This window comes from Fictibacillus sp. S7 (assembly GCF_004127935.1).
GTDB classification, from domain to species: Bacteria; Bacillota; Bacilli; order Bacillales; family Fictibacillaceae; genus Fictibacillus_C; species Fictibacillus_C enclensis.
This window is the reverse complement of the sequence record NZ_QJKL01000001.1, coordinates 1,429,127-1,453,234: the sequence shown is the minus strand read 5'-3', so window position 1 is coordinate 1,453,234 and position 24,108 is coordinate 1,429,127. Positions and strand designations below refer to the sequence as shown.

Here is a 24,108-nt window from a genome sequence, read left to right as displayed (position 1 = left end):
AAAACGCAATCAGGCTTTCTTCTTTTTGGGCTTCGTCTTTTTTGGCTTGACTTCCGCTTTTTTTTCACCCGTTTTAGATTGGTCAATGCTTGCCTGCAATGCTTCCATTAAATCAACCACATTGGTACGCGGACGCTCTTCTGAAATCTGGACTTCTTTACCGGAAATTTTACTGTCAATGATTTCGAGAAGCGCTTCCCGATATTCATCTTTGTATTTCTCAGGCTCGAATTCAGTGGTCAGCTGTTCGATCAATTGCTTGGCCATTTCCAACTCTTTATCATTCACCTGTACCTCTTCGTCGATGCCGGGAACATGATCTACGTTTCTTACTTCATCAGGGTAATAGATGGTTTCCATCACAAGTCCTTTGTCATAGACCCGGACAGCGGCAAGACTTTCTTTAGAGCGGATCGTTATTTTGGCAAGGCCGATCCGCCCGCTTTCTTTCATGGCTTCCTTCAATAAAGTGAAGGGTTTCGTGCCATTTTCTCCAGGTCCGATAAAATAGGAACGATTAAAATAAATAGGATCGATTTCCTCCAAAGATACAAAATCGATAATTTCAATGGATTTGTTTTTAATGCCCGCGATTTTATCGAGATCTTCTTTTTCAATCAGGACGAATTTTCCAGGTTCATATTCATAGCCCTTCACAATGTCCTCTTGTTCAACGTGTTGTTCACAAACGGGGCATGTTTTTTCATATTTGATGGGATTATGGCACTTTTTGTGCAAGTATCTCATTTTTATATCTTTATCTTCGGTTGCGGCAAACAATTTAATCGGGATATTTACCAGCCCGAAGCTTATGCTTCCTTTCCACATCGTATGCATTGTCAACACCCTTTCGATAGCATTCTTTTGCTTAGTTTGTGACAATGACGGGTAGTTTTATCCAAACAAAAAAAGCCGATGAAACTTCGGCTTTCATAAATATTCTATTATCCGTTGACGACAGTGCCTCCATTGATGTGAATGGTTTGCCCGGACACGTAGGAAGAGTCATCGCTTGCAAGGTAGACGTAAGCAGGAGCAAGTTCTTCCGGCTGTCCTGGACGCTTCATAGGGGAGTTCTGGCCGAATTTGTCCACTTCATCAGCAGAGAAAGTTGCTGGAATAAGCGGGGTCCAGATTGGGCCTGGAGCAACAGCATTAACACGGATTCCTTTTTCCACGATGGAATTGGAGAGTGCACGTGTAAATGATAGGATGGCTCCTTTGGTGGATGAATAATCAATCAGCTTTGGATTTCCTTGATAAGCTGTAATGGAAGTCGTATTAATGATTGAACTGCCAGCTTTTAAATGTTTTAATGCAGCCTTTGTCAGATAGAACATGGAGAAGATATTTGTTCTGAACGTTTTCTCCAGCTGTTCGGCAGTAATGTCTTCAAGACTGTTTTGCGGGTGTTGTTCACCGGCATTGTTTACAAGAATATCAAGCTTTCCAAATTCACCGACTGTTTTTTCAATAACGTCTTTGCAGAAGTTTTCATCACCAAGATCACCGGAAAACAGTATGCAGCGAACGCCTTCCTGTTCTATGAGGGACTTTGTTTCTTCCGCATCTTGCTGCTCATTCAAATAAACAATGGCGACATCTGCACCTTCTTTGGCGAAGGCAATGGCGGCTGCTTTGCCGATTCCGCTGTCTCCGCCTGTTACGATTGCCGCTTTCCCTTTTAGCTTTTCACTGCCTCTGTACGTTTTGGCATCTGATTGCGGCTGCGGAGACATCTCAGTTTCGGTTCCCGGCTGGTGAGACTGGTGCTGGGCAGGAGGGTCTATTTTTCGGTTTTGTTCATCGCTCATGCATCATCGCTCCTTTATCCAATGTTTGAATACGATGTTATTCTTCCACAAACCCCCTTCCATCAAACCTTTTTTAGAAAAAGCTGAACAGATATTGTTCATCTTTTTAAAGTGTTGCATAATGAATGAAAAGACAGAGAAAAGAGAGGCAGTGGTTTCATGATAGGTGTAGAAACATTAACCGTGAAACAGCTCGACTTCGCAATTCATCACTTGCGTACGCATCATGAAATAATTGTTTCTGAATGGCTGGATCGCGCGATGATCAAAAAAGCGGATCCCTTTTATACAGAGGTAATGAGGAATGGCAGCACAACAATTCATTTGCTGTGTCAATACCTTGAAAATCCGGACGTTGAACTGATTAAGGATTTCACCAAAAAGATTGCTCCTGAACGGATTGAGGCCAAAACCGATATCAGTGAATTTGTATTTAATATTAATTCTGGAAGACAAATTGTCCATGAACGGATCTTTATTCCTGATTTCGGCCCGAATGAACAGCGCTGGATCAGTCTCATGATCAATCAGTTTTTTGATCATCTTCTTTATTTTGCGATCCAAGAATTTTCGGAGCTGAACGATCTCATCATCGAAAACAAAAATCAGTTTATCCAGGAGATGCATAATGACCGGCTTACGATCTTAGGACAAATTGCTGCCAGCTTTGCCCATGAATTTCGTAATCCGCTCACGTCTATCAAAGGTTTCATCTATCTTTTAAACTCTGAATTAACCCCTTCTCCCAAAACGGATTACTATACATCCATCATTAATAGTGAACTGGAAAATCTACAGGAAAAAATCAGCCAGTTTCTTTTGTTGTCAAAAATGAAAGGACTTGACGACCTGATTTCCATATTTGATTTGTCTGCCTGTCTACATGAAATGATCGATTTCATGTATCCGCGTTTTCTTGAAGCCAAGATAAACCTAACCGCAAACATTGCCCCAAATCTGAAAGTGGAGGGAGATAAAGATCAGCTGAAACAGGTGATTTTAAATATATTGAACAATGCCGTTGAGGAATTGTGCGATTTGCCGGAAGAACGGATTATTCATGTGAGTGCTTTCCTAATGGGCTCCAGAATCGGTCTTGAGATATCGAACAATGGTTCACAAATTCCGGCTCACCTGCTCGAAAACATTTTTGAACCCTTCATCACGACCAAAGAGCTTGGAACAGGACTTGGCCTTTCGGTTTGTAAACAAATCGTTGAAAAGCATAACGGTCTGATTATCGTGTCATCGAATGAAGAGCAAACCATCTTTTCAATCTCACTACCTCAAGCCCAGGAAAAAACATCTTAACGGATGTTTTTTAGTTTTCACAAATCTGACATGAGAAAAGTGATTGCAATCACAAAGTGACCCTTAGGGCTTTTTTATAATGTATTTGTAAATAACAAACACATAAAGGGGTCTTTAACATGCTGGATCAAAAAACAATTGATATCATCAAATCAACTGTGCCTGTTCTTGAAATCCATGGAAAAGCAATAACAACAAAATTTTACAGTAACCTGTTCACCAAACATCCGGAACTTTTAAATATTTTTAATCATGCCAATCAAAAGAAAGGCCGTCAGCAAACGGCTTTGGCAAATGCCGTGTATGCAGCGGCTGCACACATTGATAAACTTGAAGCCATTTTGCCGGCGGTAAAACAAATTGCCCAAAAACACAGAAGCCTGGGAATTCAGCCCGAGCATTATCCGATTGTCGGTGAAAATCTCCTCATTGCGATCAAAGAGGTTCTGGGAGATGCAGCGACTCCAGAAATTATTGAAGCGTGGGGAAAAGCATACGGGGTAATTGCTGACGCCTTTATCGACGTTGAACGTGAAATGTATGAAGAAGCAGAACAACAGCCAGGCGGCTGGGAAGGGTTCAGGGATTTTGTTGTCGACCGTGTGGAAGAGGAAAGCTCTGTGATTACTTCCTTTTATCTCAAACCGGCCGACCAGAAGCCCATTGCTTCGTATAAACCCGGACAATATATTTCTATCAAATTCCAGATCGAAGGGGAGGAGTACACTCATATCCGCCAGTACAGCCTTTCCGATGCACCGAATGAAGCATATTACAGAATCAGTGTGAAAAAAGAAAGCATGGGAGATGTTCCAGGTAAAGTATCTGTTCATCTTCATGATCATATAGAAAAGGGAAGCATTCTCCAAGTCAGTGCTCCAGCCGGAGAATTTTATCTTAATGAAGAAAGCACTGCTCCTGTGGTTCTCTTAAGCGGTGGGGTGGGTCAGACCCCAATGGTCAGCATGCTGAATTCACTTGTGAAATGCAAGGCTAATCGCCAGGTTACTTTTATTCATGCAGCAATTGACAGCAACCACCATGCGTTTAAGGAACATGTACAAAAGGTAACCGATGAACATGAGACTATAAAAAGCTATGTGGTTTATGAGAAACCGCTAGAACAGGATAGAAGTCAAAAGTCGTTCGATAAGGAAGGCTATGTCAATAAAGAGTGGCTGAAAGAATTGGCTCTGGATCCGAAAGCTGAATATTATTTTTGCGGACCGGTTCCTTTTATGAAAGCTGTATACCGCATCCTAACGGATTTAGATATCCCTGAAAGCCAGATCTGTTTTGAATTCTTCGGCCCTGCCGCAGAACTGACAGGACCCGAAGTAGTAAATGCCTGATTTCATAAATAAAAAAACATCCATTACGGATGTTTTTTTATTTTATAAGTGGTCTGTTTCCTTGGAGAATGAATGTTTTCCAGCTGTTTTATTCTGCTGTTCTGCTTCGTTTTTCAGTTGATTCTCCGCTTGATGGTCTTGTTTTCTTTTGTCATCGTCTTTTGTGTACTTGTGTGCCATGGGATATCGCCTCCTCATGATTAACATGAACGAGGATATCAGGCATTATGCATCAGTGTAAGGTTTTGTCATAAAAAACATGGCGATGGTTCCTGGTCCCGCATGAGAGCCGATGGCGCATCCGATCATAGAAATCATGATCTGCTCACAACCTGTTTCTGCTTTAATCATTTCTTTGAGCGAATTTGCCGCTTCCTGATCGTCCGCATGACTGATGCCGATAATCTGGTCACTCAAATCGGTTCCGCGTTCTTTCATCAGTTCGATCATCCGGCCAAATACCTTCTTTTTCCCACGTATTTTTTCGATGGGAAACAATTTTCCGTCTTTCATATGAAGGACAGGTTTAATCTTAAGAAGGCTCCCCATCATGGCCTGTGTTTTGCTGACTCTTCCGCCGCGCAATAAATATTCAAGGTCATCTACGGTAAAGATATGCTCAGTATGATTTTTACAATATTCTGCTGTAGTGATTACGTCTTCAAAGGAGCCGCCTTCCTTTGCAAGTTTGGCAGCCTGATATACGACAAGCCCAAAACCAAGAGAAGCACATTGTGAATCGATGACCGAAAGCTCGGCATCAGGGAATTCTTCCATTACTTCCTGGCGAATCAGCTCGGCCGTCTGGTACGTGCCGCTCAAACCTGAGGACAGAGTGATGTATACACAGGGAGTATTTTCCTTTGCGTATTGTTGGAACGCTTCTCTGACGAGCAGGGGAGGAACCTGGGATGTTTTTGGAGCCGCTCCCTCACGCATTTGATTATACAGCTGGACGGGCTGTATGGTTTTCCGGTCATATTCTTCCCGGTCATGGATCGTAACGACCAAAGGAAGCATCGTAATGTTAAATTCATCGATGATGTGCTGTGGTAAATCACAGCCGCTGTCTGTTATGATCTGGACGCCCATATAAATCACCTGCACTTTTTTATGTATGATACGTTAAGTGTATACTTCACCCCAGGTAAAGGCAATAGATTGTTTGCTGGAAACCTATTGACTATACAACGTAATTTTGATAAAAACAGATAGTTGGACAAAGATATAATTTGAAAGGAAATCCTCCATGAACTACTCACCACTCCAAGAATTAAAGAAAATTATCGTCATTGTATTCGGTGCAGCGCTTAATGCGGTTGCCCTTAATTTGTTTTTAATACCGGCAAAGGTATATGCCAGTGGATTTACAGGTGTGGCTCAGCTCGTATCCTCACTCCTTATTCATTCCCCTGTACCGATTTCAACGGGTGTGCTTTTGTTTGTTTTAAATGTTCCGGTGGCTGTTATCGGTTGGATGAAGGTCGGCAAATCCTTCACCATATACAGTTTTTTCTGCGTCTTTATGATGTCTTTTTTTCTGGAAATCATACCCGTAGCTGAAATATCGGAAGACATCCTCCTTAATGCCGTATTTGGAGGAGTAATCGCAGCGGTCGGGGTAGGCTTCACGCTGAAATATGGTGCCTCAACAGGAGGACTGGACATTGTGGCCATGATTTTGTCACGCAAGCACAATCGTCCCATCGGCACTTATTTTCTGATCCTAAATGGTTCTATCATTTTGGCAGCCGGTTTGCTGTTTGGCTGGGAAAAAGCGCTTTACACCTTGGTGACTTTGTATGTGAGCACAAGGATCATCGATGCGATTCATACACGCCATGAAAAATTGACGGCTATGATCGTGACGAAAAAAGGGAGCGAACTGAAAGAAGCGATTCACTCCAAGCTGGTTAGGGGTATTACCATCGTCCCGGCAAAAGGGGCCTTCTCCAATGAAAATAAAGAGATGCTCATCATCGTCGTTACCCGCTACGAACTTTACGATTTAGAAAATATCCTAAAAGAAGTCGATCCAAATGCCTTTACCAACATTGTCAATACTACAGGAATCTTTGGGTTGTTCCGAAGAGATGATTAAAAGGAAGGTCTGTTTGCAAAACTTGGTGCACTCGAAAGTTAGTTGATTTCCGTTCCAGGATGTCTTGTTTTACCGGCGCAAACGCCTACCTGGTCTCACCTGTCACGCATATCCCGCAGGACACAAATGCTCATGAAGAAATCTGTTTCCAAAAGCCAATGAAAAAGCGGACTTTCACATGAAAGTCCGCTTTTGCTTGTCTTATAATGTTTCGAGTACTTCTTTAATATGGGGAACAAGTGTCTCCCAGTCAGCTTCCGCAAATTTGTTAACGGTCAAAAAATCCTGAAATCCAAAAATGGACTCAACTCCATCAATGGCAAGAAGGGATGCTGCAAGGGGAGAATCAGAGTTATCTCCGGCACGTGCTGACAATCGTCCTTCTAAAAAGGGCTGGCTGGCAGAGAATTTCAATGCATTTGGATTGGGTGTTGGTTCGATGGCGAATTCAAGAGCCATGTGATCATCTCCTGTTCAGTTAAAAGATAAAAGTTAAAAGTTAAATCGATAACGCTGTGAAATGATGTCGTGAAAATCAAGTGAATTATAAAGGTGCTTTGTGACAGAATTGTTGATCCCGGTTTCCAGTTCTATGGATTTGATCCCTTCCCGTTCTGCCCAGTGTATCAAATGAAGCAGAATCTTACGAGCAATCCCTTTATTTCTGGCATCTTCACGGACAAAAAGTTCGTTCAGCCACAGGTACGGCCCGCCAAGAGGAAGGCTGATTCCTATGTTGTAAAAGGCAACGCCGAGGACTTCTCCGTCTTCTTCAGCAATGATGACTCCCGAATTAGACTCTTCTTTAATTGCAAGGGAAATGCCGGTTAATACTTTCTCATAGCTTCCATCGTCTTCGGATCGTGTTCTTTGTTGAGAGATCAGATCCGCAATTTTCTTCGTAACCTCATCAGAAGCAGTAGCTGGTACTTCATAGACAAACATCGAGTTCCTCCATGCAAATAAGTTTTGTAGCTACATTATAACAAAATATTCTGCTTACGACTGTGAGCAAATGAAATTTACAAGCGAATACTTTTGAGGAGTACGAAAGAGCAGGAGGAAAGCTCATGAAAACATTAGTATGTTTTGGAGACAGCATTACAGCTCACGAAATTAATGATGATGATTCACTGAGACTTACCTCGCGAGTCCGTCTGTCGTTTAATAAGTGGAATGTTATTAACGCAGGTGTACCAGCTGAGACAACGAGGTTGGCCTTAACCCGATTTCAGGAAGATGTGCTGAGGCATGAACCTGATTTGGTTACGATTCTTTTTGGAGCAAATGATGCAAGCGTACACCGTTTGATTGATGTGGAAGAATATAAGAACAATTTAGTTTATATGATCGAAAAGCTTGGACCGTCAAAAGTAATTTTGATATCGCCATCGCCGGTGAATGAGAATCAGCAGCATGCCAGAACGAATGAGCGTACGCAACAATATGCGAAAGCTGTAAAAGAACTGGCTGAAACATATAATACTCATTTTATCGATTTATGGACAGAAATGTCTGGCCGGAACTATAAGCAAATGCTGGTTAATGATGGTCTTCACTTTAATAAAAAAGGCTATAAGCTGTTAGCAGGTCTGGTCATTCAAAAAATAGAAAAATTAAAGAAAGTCAAGAAAACAAAAAAAGGCTTTGCCGCAATGGCTAAAATACAAAAAGGCTGAGAGAGGACCTCTCAGCCTTATTTTTATAGATTTTGCTGGCTGTTGTTCTTTGTCTGATCCAGTTCTTCCTGAAGTTCAGCCAACTGCTGGCGTTCAGCATCGGAGGAATCTGCCATTGCAGATGAAATGATGTTTTCCGCTACTGAAATATCTTCATTGTTGAAATCGTTGGATTGGGCACTCAATTGCTCGTGTTGAGGATTGTTCTGATGTTGATGCTCATGCTCCTCATGTTTGCCAACGAGGTTGGAAACAGCTTCTTTTGCCCGCTGAAAAATATTGTTTCCCATTTAATTACCTCCCAACGTTATATTTTTCTGCACCTCTTGTTGTGTTTCTTTGATTTCTTCATTCAGGTGCTGCTCTGCATTTACATGCTTGACTGCGTCTGCCCCTTGCTGCACCGCCCGTTTTGATTTGCTGTGTTTGCTCATGGTGATGACCTCCTCAAAGGGTTTAGTATAGTTTTTGCAGCTACTTGAGTTTTATGTAGAAAAGGAAACATTCCAAAAATAAACACCCCTGCTTTTTGCCGGGGTGTTTAGCGTATTACATATTCAGCTCAAGGACTTCCTCCAAATACAGAGCAATTCCGTCTTCTTCATTGCTTTTAGTCACATAATTTGCGATGTTTTTTAGTTCGGAAATGGCGTTGCCCATGGCAATTCCATGACCGGCATATTCGATCATCTCCAGATCATTATCTTCGTCTCCAAAGGCGATGGTTCTTTCTTTGGGGATATTGTAATAAGCCGATATTTTTTTTAAACCAACTGCTTTATTTAGTCCTGAACGAATGACTTCAATAATATTCCAGGGAGCCGCCCATACACGCTGATCAATCACCTCGGCGTGTTCTTTTTTAAGCTGATCCCGCAATTCGTTTACATGGTGATCATGAGGATGAATCAACAGGGATGTTGGATCATCATTAAGTCTTTTGTTAAGATCGCCTGTTTGGGCCGGATTTTCACCCATAATAAACGTATCGACGATAACCTGGTCTTCCTTATGAAGATATACATCATCCAGCACTTCTGCCATTATATTTTTTACAAGGAAATCCTCTGCCGTTTTTATCACCTTTTTTGCCTGTGACAATTCCAATGGAGAGTGATATACACCAAACGATGGATCATGAGGGTGATGAACAAATGCTCCGTTAAAATTAACGATCGGCGTATTAAGCCCAAGCTCCTCATAATATTCCGTGCTTGCACGGTAAGGGCGGCCGGTCGATATACAAACAACATGCCCTTCCTGCTTCGCCTTCAGAACAGCATTTTTTGTACGCTGTGAAATGACTTTATTGTCGTTCAATAATGTGCCATCAAGATCAAGTGCAATTAAATACGGTTTCTTCATTAGGGTTCCTGCCTTTTCATCAATTTCAAATTAAGTGTAATGGTTTCCCATGTCACTGTCCAATATAAGCCCAATATTAGGAAGTTTTATGCAGACTGTGTGAGGGTAATGCTAACTATATATACGAGGAGGAGATTTTCCATGAAGAAAAAATACTTATTGCTCTCAGGCTTTGCAATTTCCGCTGCAGGAGTCACTTCCTACCTGTTAAGAAAAGGATCAAACCGCACCATGGCCAAAATGATGGCCAATGAGGTAATAGAAAAAATAATACCATTTATGAAAAAAGATGACGATACGAATTTACCTGTGAAAAAAGCAGGTCATCCTGATCCTTATGATTACGAGGATACAAAAATGGTTGGAGAGGGAAGCACGTATCCCGTGAATTATTACAATAAAAAACAGTAACAATGAAAATAATAAATGGACTTAACATTTCGATGAACCCGTGAAAACGGGTTTTTTTATCGGCAAATTTCATTTAACTTGTTATGATATAAAAAGAATAACGATGAAGGAGAAAAATATGGTAAACATTGAATCGCGTTCTATAAAATCCATTCCTGTGCTTCATGCTTTTGATGAAAAGAAGCAGGGCGATAAACTTCCATTCATGATTTTCATACACGGATTTACAAGTGCAAAGGAGCATAATCTTCATTTCGCCTATTCGCTTGCAGAAAAGGGATACAGAGTGATTCTTCCAGATATGCTGCATCATGGAGACCGGATGAGTGATGTTTCCGCAGACAGGCGAATGTATTCCTTTTGGGATATCGTGATTCAGGGAATTCAAGATGTGAATACCCTGGTTAAAGCGCTGGATGAAGAAGGACTGATTGATCCTGAAAGAGTCGGCCTTTCCGGGACTTCCATGGGCGGGATTATAACCTTTGGCGCCTTGTCGCAATATCCGTTTATTAAAACAGCGGTTACGCTTATGGCAACACCGGGATATGAAGCATTTGCCTATTGGCAGATTGAAAAAATGAAGCAGCTTGAAGTCTCGCTTCCCTATTCCCAGGAAGCGCTGGCGAAGATCATGTCAATTATCAAGCCCTTTGATTTGACAACAAACATGAAGAAACTGGATAACCGCCCGCTGCTTTTATGGCACAGTAAAGTCGACCAGGTGGTTCCCTATAGCCAGAGCCATGAATTTTACCAAAAAGCAAAACCGCTCTATAAAAATCCTGAAAACATTCAGTACATATCTGATGAAACATCGGGCCATAAAGTATCCAGGACGGCTTATCTCGAAGCGGTGAAGTGGTTCATCAAACATCTATAATACTCAAATAACTAAAAAGAGGTGATCAGCATGCCGATTGAAAAACGGGAAATCATTCAGGTTTGGGATGCCGTAAAAAAAGTCTTGAAGTATCAGCTAAAACTTCCATTAGAATCGGTCACCCTTGAGGAAAGTGATGGCCGCTACCTTGGTGAAAACGTTTTGGCCACGCATGATGTTCCGCCTTTTGACCGGTCTCCGTATGATGGCTTTGCCATCCGGGCAGAAGACACAGCCGGAGCATCCAGGGATGAGCCTGTGGAGCTTAATGTGATCGATTCCATTGGCGCCGGCCATGTTTCCGAAAAAGAAATAAAACAGAACGAGGCAGTCAGAATTATGACCGGTGCCGCCATTCCAAAGGGTGCAAATGCGGTCATCATGCTTGAACTGGTGTCGGAAAAAGAAAATAACATCATTTCGATTTCACGGAAAGTCGAGGCAGGCGATAATATTTCCGTACAGGGAGAGGACACACCTGAAGGAACAACGATCCTAAAAAAAGGCACCCGTATCCATGCGGGTGTAACTGCAGTTCTCGCGACGTTCGGATATCATACGGTCAAGGTTTTTAAAAAGCCGGTTGTGGGAATTCTGGCCACAGGTACGGAGCTTTTGGACGTTGACGAAGACCTGGTTCCGGGTAAAATCAGAAATAGCAACGCGTACATGATTGCTTCGCAGATCAAAAAAATGGGCGGAGAACCGCAAATTCTTGGGAAATTGCCGGATGACTTTGATGAAACGTATGCGGGCATCCTGAAAGCGATGAAAAAAACAGACCTGGTCATCACAACAGGGGGGGTCTCCGTCGGGGATTTTGATCATTTGCCTGCCATTTATAAAAAAATGGGAGCAGATCTTCTTTTTAATAAAATCGCAATGAGGCCTGGAAGTGTGACCTCTGCGGCAGTATTTGAAGGAAAGCTGTTGTTCGGCCTTTCGGGAAACCCATCGGCTTGCTTTGTAGGCTGTGAATTGTTCGTAAGGCCATATTTGCTGGGTTCCTTAAATGCCCAAAAGGTCCACCTGGGTGCTGTCACGTCTATTCTCCAAAAGGATTATCCAAAACCCAATCCTTTTACACGATTTGTCAGAGGCAGGGTGGAATGGAACGCAACTGCAGCGGCTGCTTCACCTGTCGGGCTGGACAAGTCCGGGTCTGTATCCTCCCTGTCAGAGGCAAATGCTTTGATCGTTCTTCCAGGAGGGACAAGAGGCTGGGAAAAAGGATCACAGGTGATGACTCTTTTGTTGGATGGAGAAGGAAGTGTCTGGCCATGGGATCAAGCATTAAAATCCAGATCGTAGGATATAAAAACAGCGGAAAAACGACACTGATTGCAGACCTGCTGCAAGCAGCTGCTGCAGACGGCCTTCGGGCAGGAACCTTAAAGCATCATGGCCATGGCGGGAAGATCGCATTTCAGGATGAAAACAGTGATACAGGAATCCACCGCAGCTCAGGAGCCATTGTTTCTGGAGTGCAGGGGGAAGATACGTTTCAGCTTTGCCTGGACCAACCAGTATCATTCTCTGGGCTGGTTCGTTTATATGAGCCGCTTGAACTTGATCTCCTGCTGATTGAAGGGTTTAAGGAAGAACAGCTTCCTCGCGTAGTTTTATTAAAACATGATGGAGATGTACAGCTGCTCCTAAGCAGTACACATGTCCTGCTGGTTATCATCTGGCCATCGGTATCAGCAGAGCTGATTCCACGGGTGTATCCTGTTTACAGGCTGAATGAAAAAGAACAATATATCGATTTTCTGAAGGATTGGATGAAAGGGATGAGCACATGAAACCATTTGAAATAACAAAAGACCCCATTTCTGTTCAGGAAGTCATTGATAAGGTCATCCATCCGGATGCAGGTGCGGTGAATAGCTTCATAGGTACCGTACGGGAAATGACAAAGGGGAAGAGAACCACCTATTTGAAATATGAAGCATATATTCCGATGGCGGAAAAGCAGTTAAGAAAAATTGGTGAAGAAATTGCCGCTGAATGGACGGATGCGAAATGCGCCATCACTCACCGGATTGGTGAACTTGGGATTTCAGAGATTGCTGTTGTGATCGCTGTCTCCACTCCCCATCGCGCGCATTCATTTGAAGCGTGCCGGTATGCGATAGAACGGATTAAAGAAATCGTCCCAATCTGGAAGAAAGAGCACTGGGAAGACGGGAGCATGTGGGTTGGGGATCAGCTGGAAACCACTTCCTATCCAAAAGGCCGCCCGGAAAGCGAGGGAAAAAACAAATGATAAAAGTATTGCTGTTTGCCGGCATGCAAGAGCGTGCAGGGAAAAGCGAAATTCAACTGGACGAACCGCATCTTCTTGTTTCAGAAATTAAAAGAAAGCTGGAAAATCAATATGATTTTCCGCAAATGTTTACAGGCTGTCTTTCCGCAGTCAATGAAGAGTTTGCTGAAGATGATACGGAAGTTCGTTCAGGAGATGTTGTCGCTTTTATTCCGCCTGTCAGCGGAGGATAAAAAACCGGGGCTTTGATCCCGTTCTTCTGAACATGAAAAGCATAAAAGAGTCCCGTTTACGTGGACTCCATTTAAGAAGCCCTCTAGACAATAGACGGGCTTTTTACATTGGCTGCAGTTTCCCACTAATTCTTTCACCGTTATTCCTCCTTTAGCTGTTTAATAACATTTACTCTTTTTTTAGGGGGCTAAACTCTTGATTGACAAGTTGATTGGAGTGGAAGGTGTGAGATCCTCGAAAATGAAGTTCACATTTTCTTCGTGCGATGTAATGCTGCCGAAGCGTTCCTTGTCATGCAGGCTCAGCACGCGCCCTGCGAAAGTAGGCGCTCGCGCCGGTAAAAGCGAGCATCCTGGAACGGAAAACAACGACCCCAGCAAACATTCACTAAAGAGCTTGGCTTTTAGTATAAACCCTAAAAATCACCGTATAAATCAAAAAAATATAAAAATTTATAAATATACAGTTGAATTTATCTTTATACATACATATAATGATAAATAAATCAAAAACATTGAGGTGGAGTCGTTGAAAGTCGGTATTGTAGGAGCTACGGGCTTTGGTGGACTGGAACTTATCCGCCTGCTGAAGCAGCATCCTGAAGTAAATGAGTTTATCTTGTATTCGTCCAGCAAAAAAGATGAACATATACAGTCGGTTTATCCCCATCTTAACGGATTGGCTGAAGGTGCACTGAAGGCGATCGATCATGAAAAAATGCCGGAACAGGTTGATTTCTTGTTCAGTTCTGCGCCAACGGGTGTATCTGCGAGCCTCTTGCCTCCATTGCTTGAAAAGGGGATGAGGATTATTGATTTGGCGGGAGATTACCGTCTTAAGAAACAAGGAGTATATGAGCGGTGGTATAAAAAAGAACCGCCCGAGCGAAAGTGGGTGGAAAAAGCGGTATACGGAATGCCGGAATACAATAGGGAAAACATCAAATCGGCCCAGTTGATTGCCAATCCGGGTTGTTATCCAACGGCAGCGCTGCTTGGATTGCTGCCGCTTGTTACTAAGAGTTTAATAGATACAAAGTCGATCATCATTGATGCCAAGTCAGGCATTTCCGGAGCAGGTGCAGTTCCTTCTTCTGCGGCACATTTTCCGGTTGCCAATGATAATCTTCAAATCTATAAGGTGAACCGGCACCAGCATATTCCTGAGATTGAACAAATGCTTCATCACTATTCCGTAACAAAGGATCCCATAACCTTTAATACCCATCTGGTTCCGATGACCCGGGGAATCATGAACACCATGTATGCCACAATAGATGAGGGAACGACGGAACGGGAGATTGAGGAAACATTTTCTGAATTTGCCGAGCAGCATCCATTTATCAGACTTTCGCCACAGGGAACATTCCCTTGCACAAAGCAGGTGTTTGGCAGCAATTATTGTGATATTGGCTGGTCATTCGATAAACGGACAAATCGGATCACAACGGTCGCTGTCATCGATAACCTAATGAAGGGTGCAGCGGGTCAGGCTGTACAAAATTTCAACCTAATGAACGGGTTCCCGGAAAATACAGGATTACAAGCAAGTCCGTTGTTCCCATAATGAGAGGAGAGTTGATGTGGCTTCAATCGTATCAACCTTAAAAAAAGTGACAGGATCAAATATTACCTTGCCGAAAGGATTCTCTGCGGCGGGAATCAACTGCGGCATCAAATACAAGAAAAAAGATTTAGGCATCATTCTGAGTGAAAAACCGGCCGCCGCAGCCGCAGTTTATACGACCAATAAAATCAAAGCAGCACCGCTTGCAGTAACAAAAGAAAGTATTGAAACCGAAGGAATCTTGCAGGCTGTGATCGTCAACTCAGGCAATGCCAATGCGTTTACCGGCACTCAGGGAACCCTCGATGCCTATGCCATGCGAAGCCAGGTCAGCGAAGTGTTTGGCTTGAGCGAGCATTATGTAGGAGTGGCTTCAACAGGAATCATAGGTGAAACCATGCCTATTGATACCATTCTTGAAGGGATTGGAAAGCTTCATCCTCAATCCAGACTAGAGAACGCCCTTGAATTCAGCCAGGCGATTTTAACAACAGATACTAATACAAAAAATGCATGCTATTCCTTCCAGGTTGGAGAAAAAGAAGTAGTGCTGGCCGGAACAGCCAAAGGCTCAGGGATGATTCATCCCAATATGGCAACCATGCTTTCGTTTATGACCACAGATGCCAACATCTCATCCGAGAACCTTCACTATGCCCTAAGAAAAGTAACGGATCTAAGCTTTAACTGTATTACAGTGGATGGGGAAACTTCTACAAATGATATGGTCCTCGTCATGGCAAACGGATGCGCCGGAAATGAAGAGCTGACGCCACAGCATCCGGATTGGGGAACGTTTATGCAGGCTTTGACCCTCACTTCTACCGATTTGGCAAAGAGTATAGCCAGAGACGGTGAAGGGGCAACCAAATTAATTGAAGTAACGGTAGATGGAGCTGCCAGCGATGAGGAAGCGCGGATTGCGGCAAAATCCATCGTGGGTTCACCACTTGTAAAAACCGCGGTTTTCGGTTGTGATCCTAACTGGGGAAGGATTGTAGCGGTCCTTGGTTATGCAAATGTTGAAATTGTTCCAGAACAGATTGATTTGTCGATCGGTGATTTTCCAGTTTTGTTATCCAGCGGAATTTTACCATTTGATGAAGAAGGTATCTCTTCCTACTTGAGCGGCAGTGACATTTCTATCACCGTGAACCTTCATGCTGGAAATGGAAAGGGTAAAGCGTGGGGATGTGATTTAACGTATGACTATATCCAAATCAATTCAAGCTACACAACGTGAGGGGGAGAAGGTATTGGATCAAATCGTAATCATCAAATGTGGCGGCAGTGTTCTGAAATCTCTCCAGCCTTCATTTTTTCAGCGGCTAAAGGAAATGGAGGAAGAAGGCAAGAAAATTATTCTGGTTCACGGCGGCGGGCCGGATATCACCAAATACATGACCGCCTTGTCCATTCCTGTTCAATTTATTGACGGAGTAAGACGCACGTCCGGGCAGGCCGCTGAAACGGCTGAAATGGTGCTCGCCGGACAGCTTAATCCTTGGTTTGTGTACCAGTTGAACCAGCTCGGACTGAAGGCCATTGGGTTAAATGGAAACGATGGAGCATTATTGGAATGTGATTATTTAAAGAAAGAACAATGGGGCCATGTGGGAAAGGTCGTATCCGTAAACAAGGGAACGCTGACACAGCTCATGAGTGCAGGCTTTATACCGGTCATTGCTTCGGTGTCCAGAAATTTAATCGGTGATATTTTGAACCTGAATGCCGATACGGTAGCCTTTGAAGTCGCTTCGGCCATGGAGGCAGAGTCCTTGATTTTCGTGACGGATGTTGACGGGATTCTTGCAGAAGGCAAGACCGTTGAAAAAGCAACCACATCTTCCATCCAGAAGCTGATCGAGACCGGTATTATAACAGGCGGAATGATACCAAAAGTTGAAGCAGCATTGAATTGCCTACAGTCCAAAATAAAAGAAATTCAAATTGTCGGCAAAGAGCTAAATGGTACGTTGATTGTCAAAGAGGAGGTTTTCTCATGAGCGCGTTGTTTTCCAACTATGGAAGATGGAACCTGGAAATTGATACAGGCAATGGCTGCCAGGTGACCGATACACAAGGAAAAACATATCTGGATTTTACAAGCGGAATCGGGGTTTGCAATTTGGGTCATGTTCATCCAGCAGTAACAGAAGCAGTTACTGATCAGTTGAACAAACTTTGGCATACATCCAACCTGTTTCAATCATCTCTGCAGGAGCAAACGGCACAGCTGCTCACCGCACCCACTCATCTAAGCAGAGTCCTTTTTTGTAACAGCGGGGCAGAGGCGAATGAAGGAGCCATTAAATTGGCCAGAAAATATACAGGAAAAACAAAAATCATCACTTGCCTTCATTCGTTTCACGGCAGAACATATGGTTCTATGTCAGCCACCGGACAGGAGAAAATCAAGGTGGGCTTTGGACCCATGGTGGAAGGGTTTGAACACGTTCCGTTTAATGATTCAAACGCACTCGAACAGGCAGCAGATGCCAATACGGCAGCGATAATGATCGAGGTTGTGCAGGGAGAAGGCGGGGTCAACCCGGGAATGGAGAGCTATTTAACGTTTGTCGGAGAGCTATGCAAGAAAATTGGCATTCTTCTCATCATTGATGAAGTGCAAACGGGGATCGGCAGAACAGGAAAGCCCTTTGCGTTCAGCCATTTCGGTCTTGAGCCTGATATTGTAACAGCAGCGAAGGGGCTCGGAAACGGTTTTCCTGTAGGTGCCGTTATCGCAACAGAAGAAGTAAGCAGAGCATTCGGGCCAGGAAGCCACGGCACTACGTTTGGCGGAAATCCATTGGCCATGGCAGCAGCCAGTGCAGTATTGAAAGAAGTATTTGAACCCTCGTTCTTGGAAGAAGTTCAGAAGAAAGGTGAATACCTGAAGGAAGAGCTTCAAAATAAACTATCAACCTATGATGAAGTCCAGGAAGTCAAAGGGCTTGGGCTGATGATCGGAATCCGATGCAAGGGAAAAGTATCAGATGTGATCACAGAGCTTCAGCAAAAGGGAATTCTTGTATTGTCTGCCGGAGAGCATGTTTTACGCCTCCTGCCTCCATTAACTGTATCCTATGACGAATTAAAGATGGGAATCGAAGAAATCAGCAAAGCGATAAAGAAACAAACAGTGACTGCATAAAGTCCTCTTTTTATACAATTTTATGTATAAAAATTCAATGAAATAAATGTATATGCAAAGGAGAAGAAACGATGAAAGGATATTTGCAGCTTTCCAACGGTGAAAGCTTTGAAGGACAATGGCACGGAACACCGCAGTGTACGAGCGGAGAAGTGGTGTTTTTTACAGGAATGACCGGCTATCAGGAAGTGTTGAGCGACCCTTCCTATCACGGACAAATCGTAGTGTTTGCTTATCCACTGATAGGCAACTATGGAATTAATGGAGAGGATTTTGAATCCATTGTTCCCCAGCCGGCAGGTGTGATCACGTGTGCCGCAGGTGAAACAGGCCATCACTATCAGTCAATTGAACCTTTATCGGCATTGCTCAATAAGCATGGCATTCCGCTCATCAGTGATGTGGATACCCGTTCACTCATCAAGCTGATCCGTGCAGAAGGCGACATGAAGGGGGTACTGTCATCCAGCCTGCAGCATATCGAGCAGTATAAAGAAAAGAAAGGTGTGCAGGGCAAACTGGTAAAAGAGGTTTCTGTTCAGGAAGCTGAAACACATGGCAAAGGCAAATACCATATTGTTCTTCTTGATTTTGGCTATAAAAAATCCATTGTGTCGGCACTTGTAAAAAATGGATGCAAAGTAACGATTGTCCCATTTGATGAGAAAGAAGAAGTGATTCATAAATTAAAACCAGATGGCCTGCTGTTCTCCAACGGCCCTGGAAATCCGAAAGAACTCGCTCCCTACATGCCGGTATACCGAAGGCTCGCCGAACTTTATCCTTCCTTTGGTATTTGTCTCGGACATCAGCTGTTGGCACTTGCATTCGGGGGGAATACCCAAAAATTGAAATTCGGCCACAGAGGGGCAAATCATCCGGTTATTAATCTTAAAACAAACAAAGTGGCGATGAGCTCTCAGAACCATGGCTATGTCGTGGAAGAGGGAAGCCTCATTTCTACGGGTTTTCATGTTCTCTATAAAAATATTAATGATGGAAGCGTGGAAGGAATGTATCACGATACCTATCCTGTTGTGACCACCCAATTTCATCCCGAAGCGAATCCCGGACCAGAAGATCATGCCCATTTGTTTTCCAGTTTTCTTGAATTAATTCGTGAAAAGAGGAGCGAGAAGATTTATGCCTAAGCATCAAGAGATTCATAGTGTCCTGGTCATTGGATCAGGGCCAATCGTCATCGGCCAGGCCGCTGAATTTGACTATGCAGGAACCCAGGCCTGCGCTGCGCTGAAAGAAGAAGGAATTCACGTCATTCTTGTAAATAACAATCCGGCTACTATTATGACGGATGAAACGTATGCCGATAAAGTCTATTTTGAACCCATGACTGCCCAATCAGTGGCCAACATTATTAAAAAAGAAAAGCCCGATGGACTTTTGGCATCAGTGGGAGGCCAGACCGGACTCAACCTTGCCATGGAACTTCAAAAAAGCGGCGTTCTTGAAGAACATAATGTGACGCTCCTGGGAACAAATCTAGACTCCATTACAAAAGCAGAAGACCGTGAATGCTTCAGGTCACTCATGCACGAACTGAATGAGCCTGTACCGGACAGCCAAATTGTAACGACACCACAGGAAGCCATTGATTTTGCACTGGAGATCGGGTATCCGGTAATCGTGCGCCCAGCCTACACGTTGGGGGGCTTTGGCGGTGGAACCGCTCAAACGGAGGAAGAGCTGACCGTTATCATCAAAAAAGGACTTTCAGCAAGCCCCATTTCCCAGTGCCTGATTGAAAAAAGCATTGCAGGCTACAAAGAGATCGAATATGAGGTGGTCAGGGATGCCAATGATACATGCATAACGATTTGCAACATGGAAAACATTGATCCGGTTGGTATACATACCGGGGATTCTCTTGTGGTGGCACCAAGCCAGACGATGACAGATCAGGAATACCATATGCTGCGTTCATCAGCGATAAAAATCATCCGCGCACTCGGAATTATTGGCGGATGTAATATCCAGTTTGCCCTGGATCCTGAAAGCAAGCAATACTATCTGATTGAGGTTAACCCGCGCCTCAGCCGATCTTCTGCTCTTGCATCAAAAGCAACAGGCTATCCAATCGCCAAGATTGCTGCCAAATTGAGCGTGGGATATCACCTTCATGAACTGAAAAATCCGGTTACCGGCACGACCTATGCAAGCTTTGAACCGGCTCTTGATTACATTACCGTTAAAATGCCGCGCTGGCCTTTTGATAAATTCCCGGAAGCAGAAAGAAAGCTCGGAACACAAATGAAAGCAACAGGCGAAGTCATGGCAATCGAAAGAAACCTTGAAGCAGCCCTCCAAAAGGCCGTCCGCTCGCTGGAGCTGGATACAGAAGGCTTCTTCCTTAAAGAATTGACGGCTTGGGATACTCCGGAGCTGAAAAATCTCCTCATTCAAGCCGATGACCGCAGATTTTTTGCGATTATAGAGCTGCTCAACCGGGGAGTGGCAGTGGAAGAGGTACATGAGCTCACGCAGATCAATACGTTTTTTCTTTATGCATTTAAAAAACTGGTGGATCTTTATCAGGAAATCCAGTCCAGCTCTATCGCTGCTGCTGAAAAAAAGCAGATATCCGCATGGAAAAAAGCCGGCTTCACTGATCAAGCTCTCGCCAAGGGGTGGAGCGTAACCGAGGAGGAGGTCAGAGAAATAAGGAAAGCGGCTGGAATTGTTCCTACCTATAAAATGGTGGATACCTGTGCTGCCGAGTTCATGGCTAACACTTCTTATTACTATTCCAGTTGGAGCGGGACAAACGACAAGACTCCGAGCAATAAGGAGAAGATCGCTGTTATCGGGTCAGGTCCGATTCGAATCGGCCAAGGTGTAGAATTCGATTACTGCTGTGTACATGGTGTCCTTGCCCTGCAAGAGGCAGGATTTGAAACTATACTGATCAATAATAATCCTGAAACAGTGAGTACGGATTTCGAAGTCGCGGATGCGCTGTACTTTGAACCACTCTCTTTCGAAGATATTATGAACGTTTTAGAATTTGAAGGAGCACAAAAAGTGATTCTGCAGTTTGGCGGACAAACCGCGATCAACGTGGCAAAACAGCTCGAGGAAGCTGGTATTGAAGTACTGGGCTCCAAAGCGGACCTGATTGACGAAATGGAAAACCGTGAACGTTTTTATGGCTTCCTGAAAAACGTGAATATACCGCATGTTCCTGGAGAAACAGCTTTTGACTTCCAAGAGGTTCTGAATTGCGGGATGAACATTGGATATCCCGTGCTGCTTAGACCTTCCTATGTAATTGGAGGGAAAGGGATGGTCATCGTTAAGAACGAGGAGGAGCTGAAAACGTATCTCGCCCAGCATACCATCGAGTATCCGGTGCTGGTGGACCGTTACATTTCCGGTAAAGAAGCAGAGGTGGATGTTCTTTCAGATGGGACCCATGCATTTATCCCGGGAATCTTCGAGCATATTGAACCTGCAGGCGTTCATTCAGGCGACAGTACAGCGATTACTCCGCCGGTAAGTTTAGAACCCGGCATCATCGACCTTATCGTTTCTTATTCAAAGAAAATTTCGGCTTCCATGGAATTCAAAGGCGTATTCAATATTCAATTTGTCATTAATGGACCTGATGTTTTTGTGCTGGAGATCAATCCACGGGCTTCCCGTACAGCACCGATTTTTAATAAAATCTCGGGTGTGAATATCATTCAGGCTTCGGTTCATGCCATGCTGGATAAAACCCTTGTGGAACAGGGAATCCACGCCGGTCTGCATGAAAGTCATTTTACAGCAGTAAAAGCGCCTGTTTATTCCAACATAAAACTTCCAGGATTGTCACCAAAAGGAGCACCGATTATGCGTTCAACCGGGGAGGTTCTTGGAACGGGAAGAAGCGTTGAGGAGGCGGTGCAAAAAGTGCTTACTGGCACCAATCCGACAGCAAGAACGGGCGATGGCGGCCATCCTGTCAGTCTTTATGCAGATGTAAACAAGGATGTACTGACACTTAAGGAGACAAAAATCCTTCAAAGCTGGAAAAACAAAGGGGTTACCATCATCCATCCGGAGGAGCTCTTTTTTGAAGAATGGGTGTCAACCAGAGAGAACGGCATTTATTTTTCCGAAGGCAAGGATGAAGAGGCACTGGTTAGATTGAAAAAAGCCAGTCTTTCAGGAAAATACGTCTTTACTCAATGGGAAACATGCGCCTTTTATCAATATGGGCTTGTACAGGCGACGGATCAGGTTTTTCATATTAAAGAAATTCAGGAAAGAAAGGAAGTTCGACTATGAATCCGGTAATTACTCACAAAGAAACCAGTCTGAAAGGAAAGCATTTCCTTACCCTGGCAGATTGGACTTCAGAAGAAATTGAGCAGATCCTGAACTATGCCATTCAGCTGAAAAAGGAAAAGCAGCCAAAACAGCTGCTGGCAGGAAAAACACTGGGCATGATTTTCGAAAAATCATCAACGAGAACGAGAGTTTCATTTGAGGTGGGAATGCTGCAGCTCGGAGGCCATGCTCTTCATCTCAGCTCGCGAGATATTCAGATGGGAAGAGGAGAATCAATTGCGGATACGGCAAAAGTACTCTCTCGTTATCTGGATGGCATAATGATCCGAACGTTTCAACATGAAATTGTGGAAGAGCTGGCAGCGCACGCAGATATTCCTGTGATTAACGGCCTCACTGATGATTATCACCCATGCCAGGTACTTGCAGATTTAATGACCATTCTCGAATACAAAAAATCATTTGCGGGTCAAAAGCTCGCATATGTGGGAGACGGAAACAACATGGCCCACTCACTCATGATTGGCTCTGCAAAGGTAGGGCTCAACTGCACAATCATTACGCCAGAAAACTATGAACCGAAACAAGAGATTGTTCTGAAAGCCAAAGAAATTGCCCAAAAAACAGGTGCGGAAATTGTCGTTACTCACGATTTGAAGGACGGTATCTGTAATGCAGATGCAGTTTATACCGATGTTTGGGCAAGCATGGGCTGGGAAGATGAAGCCAATGAACGTATATCCGCTTTTCAGGATTATCAGGTAAACCAGGAGGTACTTGCACTAGCCAAACCAGATTATATCTTTATGCATTGCTTACCTGCACACCGCGGGGAAGAAGTGACAGCTGAAGTAATTGACGGGCCAAATTCAGTTGTTTTTGATGAAGCGGAAAACCGTCTCCATGTTCAAAAAGCACTAATGGCATCTGTCATGTAAGGGATGAACACATTGGGGCTGGTTGAATAACATGAGTTAGTAAGGAGGTGCCCCATGTTTAACAATCAAAATCCTTATTATACTCAGCAGCATGGCCAACAGCAGCAAACAGGCTATCAACAGCAAGGCTTTCAGCAGCAAGCCTACCCCAACCCGCAAATGATAAAAAAAATGCAGAAGCTGTGCCGGAAAAATATTCAGCATTTTGTTTCAGTCACCTTGCTGGATGGCAGCATGTACGATGGATTTATTGAATTTATGGACGGTCAGAATATTTATTTTGCTTCTCCCATCGTGGACGAGGGGCAGAACAGTGAAAGAGATAACAGTGATACGGAACTGGATTACCCTTATTATGGTTTTGTACAGCCGGTCAGAAGCTATGAGATCGAACGGTTTATCATTCCTTTATCCAATCTGGGGAACGTGATGCCGGTTACGTATTACTAAAACAGAAAGACTTTTGCCAGCCGTAATGGCTGGTTTTTTTATGCCTAATTGGGCATAGTAAAATACAAAAATGTTAAAGGGGTGATCAAATGGGGCAGTCTCATCAATTCAAGCATGGACAAAAAGCGCCGAACAATGGCATTTATGTAGAAATCGGGGAAACGGGCAGCATGGTAAACGATCCAAAGGAAGTTAAGCTAAGCGCAGGCGATTCCTTTCCCGAGAATTCCAACCATAACCGGGTTTGGACCTATAAGCGCAAGCCATAAGGCAGAGAAAAAAAGGACCTGT

At 43.7% G+C, this 24,108-nt stretch carries 29 protein-coding genes; 20 read left to right on the top strand and 9 right to left on the bottom strand.

What is annotated here, in order from left to right; all coding sequences use genetic code 11:
- Positions 1-9: 9 nt before the first annotated feature.
- Positions 10-837 (bottom strand): Ku protein, encoded by an 828-nt coding sequence (locus DMO16_RS07395; protein WP_061968905.1) that lies wholly within the window; start codon positions 835-837, stop codon positions 10-12.
- Between the two features lie 107 nt (positions 838-944).
- The gene (locus tag DMO16_RS07390) at positions 945-1,814 is read right to left on the bottom strand and encodes an SDR family oxidoreductase (RefSeq protein ID WP_129476374.1); all 870 of its coding nucleotides are present in this window, start codon (positions 1,812-1,814) and stop codon (positions 945-947) included.
- A 159-nt stretch (positions 1,815-1,973) separates the two neighbouring features.
- On the opposite strand from DMO16_RS07390, the gene DMO16_RS07385 reads away from it, so the two are divergent.
- Together DMO16_RS07385 and hmpA are read left to right on the top strand one after the other, a co-directional pair.
- Positions 1,974-3,125, top strand: a complete 1,152-nt coding sequence (locus DMO16_RS07385; RefSeq protein ID WP_129476372.1) for a histidine kinase N-terminal domain-containing protein — start codon at positions 1,974-1,976, stop codon at positions 3,123-3,125.
- Positions 3,126-3,244: 119 nt separating this feature from the next.
- Positions 3,245-4,477, top strand: a complete 1,233-nt coding sequence (gene hmpA / locus DMO16_RS07380; protein WP_129476369.1) for an NO-inducible flavohemoprotein — start codon at positions 3,245-3,247, stop codon at positions 4,475-4,477.
- 42 nt (positions 4,478-4,519) lie between these two features.
- Here the strand turns inward: hmpA and DMO16_RS07375 are convergent, their stop codons facing one another.
- Together DMO16_RS07375 and DMO16_RS07370 are read right to left on the bottom strand one after the other, a co-directional pair.
- Positions 4,520-4,657 carry a DUF3941 domain-containing protein gene (locus DMO16_RS07375; RefSeq protein ID WP_074440461.1) on the bottom strand — a complete coding sequence of 46 codons (138 nt, stop codon included), beginning with the start codon at positions 4,655-4,657 and terminating at the stop codon, positions 4,520-4,522.
- Between the two features lie 45 nt (positions 4,658-4,702).
- Positions 4,703-5,569 (bottom strand): DegV family protein, encoded by an 867-nt coding sequence (locus DMO16_RS07370; protein ID WP_129476366.1) that lies wholly within the window; start codon positions 5,567-5,569, stop codon positions 4,703-4,705.
- A gap of 157 nt (positions 5,570-5,726) precedes the next feature.
- On the opposite strand from DMO16_RS07370, the gene DMO16_RS07365 reads away from it, so the two are divergent.
- Entirely contained in the window at positions 5,727-6,578 is an 852-nt protein-coding gene (locus tag DMO16_RS07365) for a YitT family protein (protein ID WP_061968916.1), read from the top strand.
- Positions 6,579-6,779: 201 nt separating this feature from the next.
- Here DMO16_RS07365 and DMO16_RS07360 read toward each other — a convergent pair whose 3' ends face one another.
- Positions 6,780-7,037 (bottom strand): NifU N-terminal domain-containing protein, encoded by a 258-nt coding sequence (locus tag DMO16_RS07360; RefSeq protein ID WP_061968919.1) that lies wholly within the window; start codon positions 7,035-7,037, stop codon positions 6,780-6,782.
- A 33-nt stretch (positions 7,038-7,070) separates the two neighbouring features.
- A complete protein-coding gene (locus tag DMO16_RS07355) occupies positions 7,071-7,523 on the bottom strand; it encodes a GNAT family N-acetyltransferase (protein ID WP_061968921.1) in 453 nt (150 codons plus the stop codon).
- 125 nt (positions 7,524-7,648) lie between these two features.
- Here DMO16_RS07355 and DMO16_RS07350 point away from each other — a divergent pair, with 125 nt between their 5' ends.
- Positions 7,649-8,257 carry an SGNH/GDSL hydrolase family protein gene (locus DMO16_RS07350; protein ID WP_129476362.1) on the top strand — a complete coding sequence of 203 codons (609 nt, stop codon included), beginning with the start codon at positions 7,649-7,651 and terminating at the stop codon, positions 8,255-8,257.
- A 23-nt stretch (positions 8,258-8,280) separates the two neighbouring features.
- Here DMO16_RS07350 and DMO16_RS07345 read toward each other — a convergent pair whose 3' ends face one another.
- The 3 genes from DMO16_RS07345 to DMO16_RS07340 all read right to left on the bottom strand — a co-directional run bounded on the left by DMO16_RS07345 (position 8,281) and on the right by DMO16_RS07340 (position 9,622).
- On the bottom strand, positions 8,281-8,547 hold the full coding sequence (locus DMO16_RS07345; protein ID WP_061968924.1) for a DUF3813 domain-containing protein: 267 nt from the start codon (positions 8,545-8,547) through the stop codon (positions 8,281-8,283).
- Positions 8,548-8,691, bottom strand: coding sequence for a hypothetical protein (locus DMO16_RS24165; RefSeq protein ID WP_156412555.1), 144 nt, complete (start codon positions 8,689-8,691; stop codon positions 8,548-8,550). It lies immediately after the preceding gene.
- Positions 8,692-8,806: 115 nt separating this feature from the next.
- Entirely contained in the window at positions 8,807-9,622 is an 816-nt protein-coding gene (locus tag DMO16_RS07340) for a Cof-type HAD-IIB family hydrolase (protein ID WP_129476359.1), read from the bottom strand.
- 141 nt (positions 9,623-9,763) lie between these two features.
- On the opposite strand from DMO16_RS07340, the gene DMO16_RS07335 reads away from it, so the two are divergent.
- The 16 genes from DMO16_RS07335 to DMO16_RS07255 all read left to right on the top strand — a co-directional run bounded on the left by DMO16_RS07335 (position 9,764) and on the right by DMO16_RS07255 (position 24,086).
- Positions 9,764-10,033 carry a hypothetical protein gene (locus tag DMO16_RS07335; protein ID WP_129476356.1) on the top strand — a complete coding sequence of 90 codons (270 nt, stop codon included), beginning with the start codon at positions 9,764-9,766 and terminating at the stop codon, positions 10,031-10,033.
- Positions 10,034-10,151: 118 nt separating this feature from the next.
- Positions 10,152-10,916, top strand: a complete 765-nt coding sequence (locus DMO16_RS07330; RefSeq protein ID WP_129476353.1) for an alpha/beta fold hydrolase — start codon at positions 10,152-10,154, stop codon at positions 10,914-10,916.
- Positions 10,917-10,946: 30 nt separating this feature from the next.
- A complete protein-coding gene (locus tag DMO16_RS07325; protein ID WP_129476350.1) occupies positions 10,947-12,227 on the top strand; it encodes a molybdopterin molybdotransferase MoeA in 1,281 nt (426 codons plus the stop codon).
- Positions 12,197-12,718: a molybdopterin-guanine dinucleotide biosynthesis protein B gene (gene mobB, locus DMO16_RS07320; RefSeq protein WP_061968929.1), complete on the top strand. Its 522-nt coding sequence runs from the start codon at positions 12,197-12,199 to the stop codon at positions 12,716-12,718. The genes DMO16_RS07325 and mobB overlap by 31 nt, the downstream gene beginning before the upstream one ends.
- On the top strand, positions 12,715-13,182 hold the full coding sequence (locus tag DMO16_RS07315) for a molybdenum cofactor biosynthesis protein MoaE (RefSeq protein ID WP_061968931.1): 468 nt from the start codon (positions 12,715-12,717) through the stop codon (positions 13,180-13,182). Before mobB ends, DMO16_RS07315 begins: the two co-directional genes overlap by 4 nt.
- Positions 13,179-13,415: a MoaD/ThiS family protein gene (locus DMO16_RS07310; protein ID WP_061968934.1), complete on the top strand. Its 237-nt coding sequence runs from the start codon at positions 13,179-13,181 to the stop codon at positions 13,413-13,415. Before DMO16_RS07315 ends, DMO16_RS07310 begins: the two co-directional genes overlap by 4 nt.
- A gap of 196 nt (positions 13,416-13,611) precedes the next feature.
- A complete protein-coding gene (locus DMO16_RS07300; RefSeq protein WP_129476347.1) occupies positions 13,612-13,920 on the top strand; it encodes a hypothetical protein in 309 nt (102 codons plus the stop codon).
- Between the two features lie 15 nt (positions 13,921-13,935).
- Positions 13,936-14,982, top strand: coding sequence for an N-acetyl-gamma-glutamyl-phosphate reductase (gene argC, locus DMO16_RS07295; RefSeq protein WP_347232828.1), 1,047 nt, complete (start codon positions 13,936-13,938; stop codon positions 14,980-14,982).
- A gap of 16 nt (positions 14,983-14,998) precedes the next feature.
- Positions 14,999-16,225 carry a bifunctional ornithine acetyltransferase/N-acetylglutamate synthase gene (argJ, locus tag DMO16_RS07290; RefSeq protein WP_425590022.1) on the top strand — a complete coding sequence of 409 codons (1,227 nt, stop codon included), beginning with the start codon at positions 14,999-15,001 and terminating at the stop codon, positions 16,223-16,225.
- Between the two features lie 13 nt (positions 16,226-16,238).
- A complete protein-coding gene (argB, locus tag DMO16_RS07285; RefSeq protein WP_164988877.1) occupies positions 16,239-16,988 on the top strand; it encodes an acetylglutamate kinase in 750 nt (249 codons plus the stop codon).
- Positions 16,985-18,139: an acetylornithine transaminase gene (locus DMO16_RS07280; protein WP_129476338.1), complete on the top strand. Its 1,155-nt coding sequence runs from the start codon at positions 16,985-16,987 to the stop codon at positions 18,137-18,139. The genes argB and DMO16_RS07280 overlap by 4 nt, the downstream gene beginning before the upstream one ends.
- A 71-nt stretch (positions 18,140-18,210) precedes the next feature.
- Positions 18,211-19,290: a carbamoyl phosphate synthase small subunit gene (locus tag DMO16_RS07275; RefSeq protein ID WP_129476335.1), complete on the top strand. Its 1,080-nt coding sequence runs from the start codon at positions 18,211-18,213 to the stop codon at positions 19,288-19,290.
- On the top strand, positions 19,283-22,426 hold the full coding sequence (carB, locus tag DMO16_RS07270) for a carbamoyl-phosphate synthase (glutamine-hydrolyzing) large subunit (RefSeq protein ID WP_129476333.1): 3,144 nt from the start codon (positions 19,283-19,285) through the stop codon (positions 22,424-22,426). The genes DMO16_RS07275 and carB overlap by 8 nt, the downstream gene beginning before the upstream one ends.
- Positions 22,423-23,367: an ornithine carbamoyltransferase gene (gene argF, locus DMO16_RS07265; protein WP_129476330.1), complete on the top strand. Its 945-nt coding sequence runs from the start codon at positions 22,423-22,425 to the stop codon at positions 23,365-23,367. The genes carB and argF overlap by 4 nt, the downstream gene beginning before the upstream one ends.
- A gap of 54 nt (positions 23,368-23,421) precedes the next feature.
- Positions 23,422-23,817: a hypothetical protein gene (locus DMO16_RS07260; RefSeq protein WP_061968951.1), complete on the top strand. Its 396-nt coding sequence runs from the start codon at positions 23,422-23,424 to the stop codon at positions 23,815-23,817.
- A gap of 89 nt (positions 23,818-23,906) precedes the next feature.
- A complete protein-coding gene (locus tag DMO16_RS07255) occupies positions 23,907-24,086 on the top strand; it encodes a YjzC family protein (RefSeq protein WP_061968954.1) in 180 nt (59 codons plus the stop codon).
- Positions 24,087-24,108: the final 22 nt, after the last annotated feature.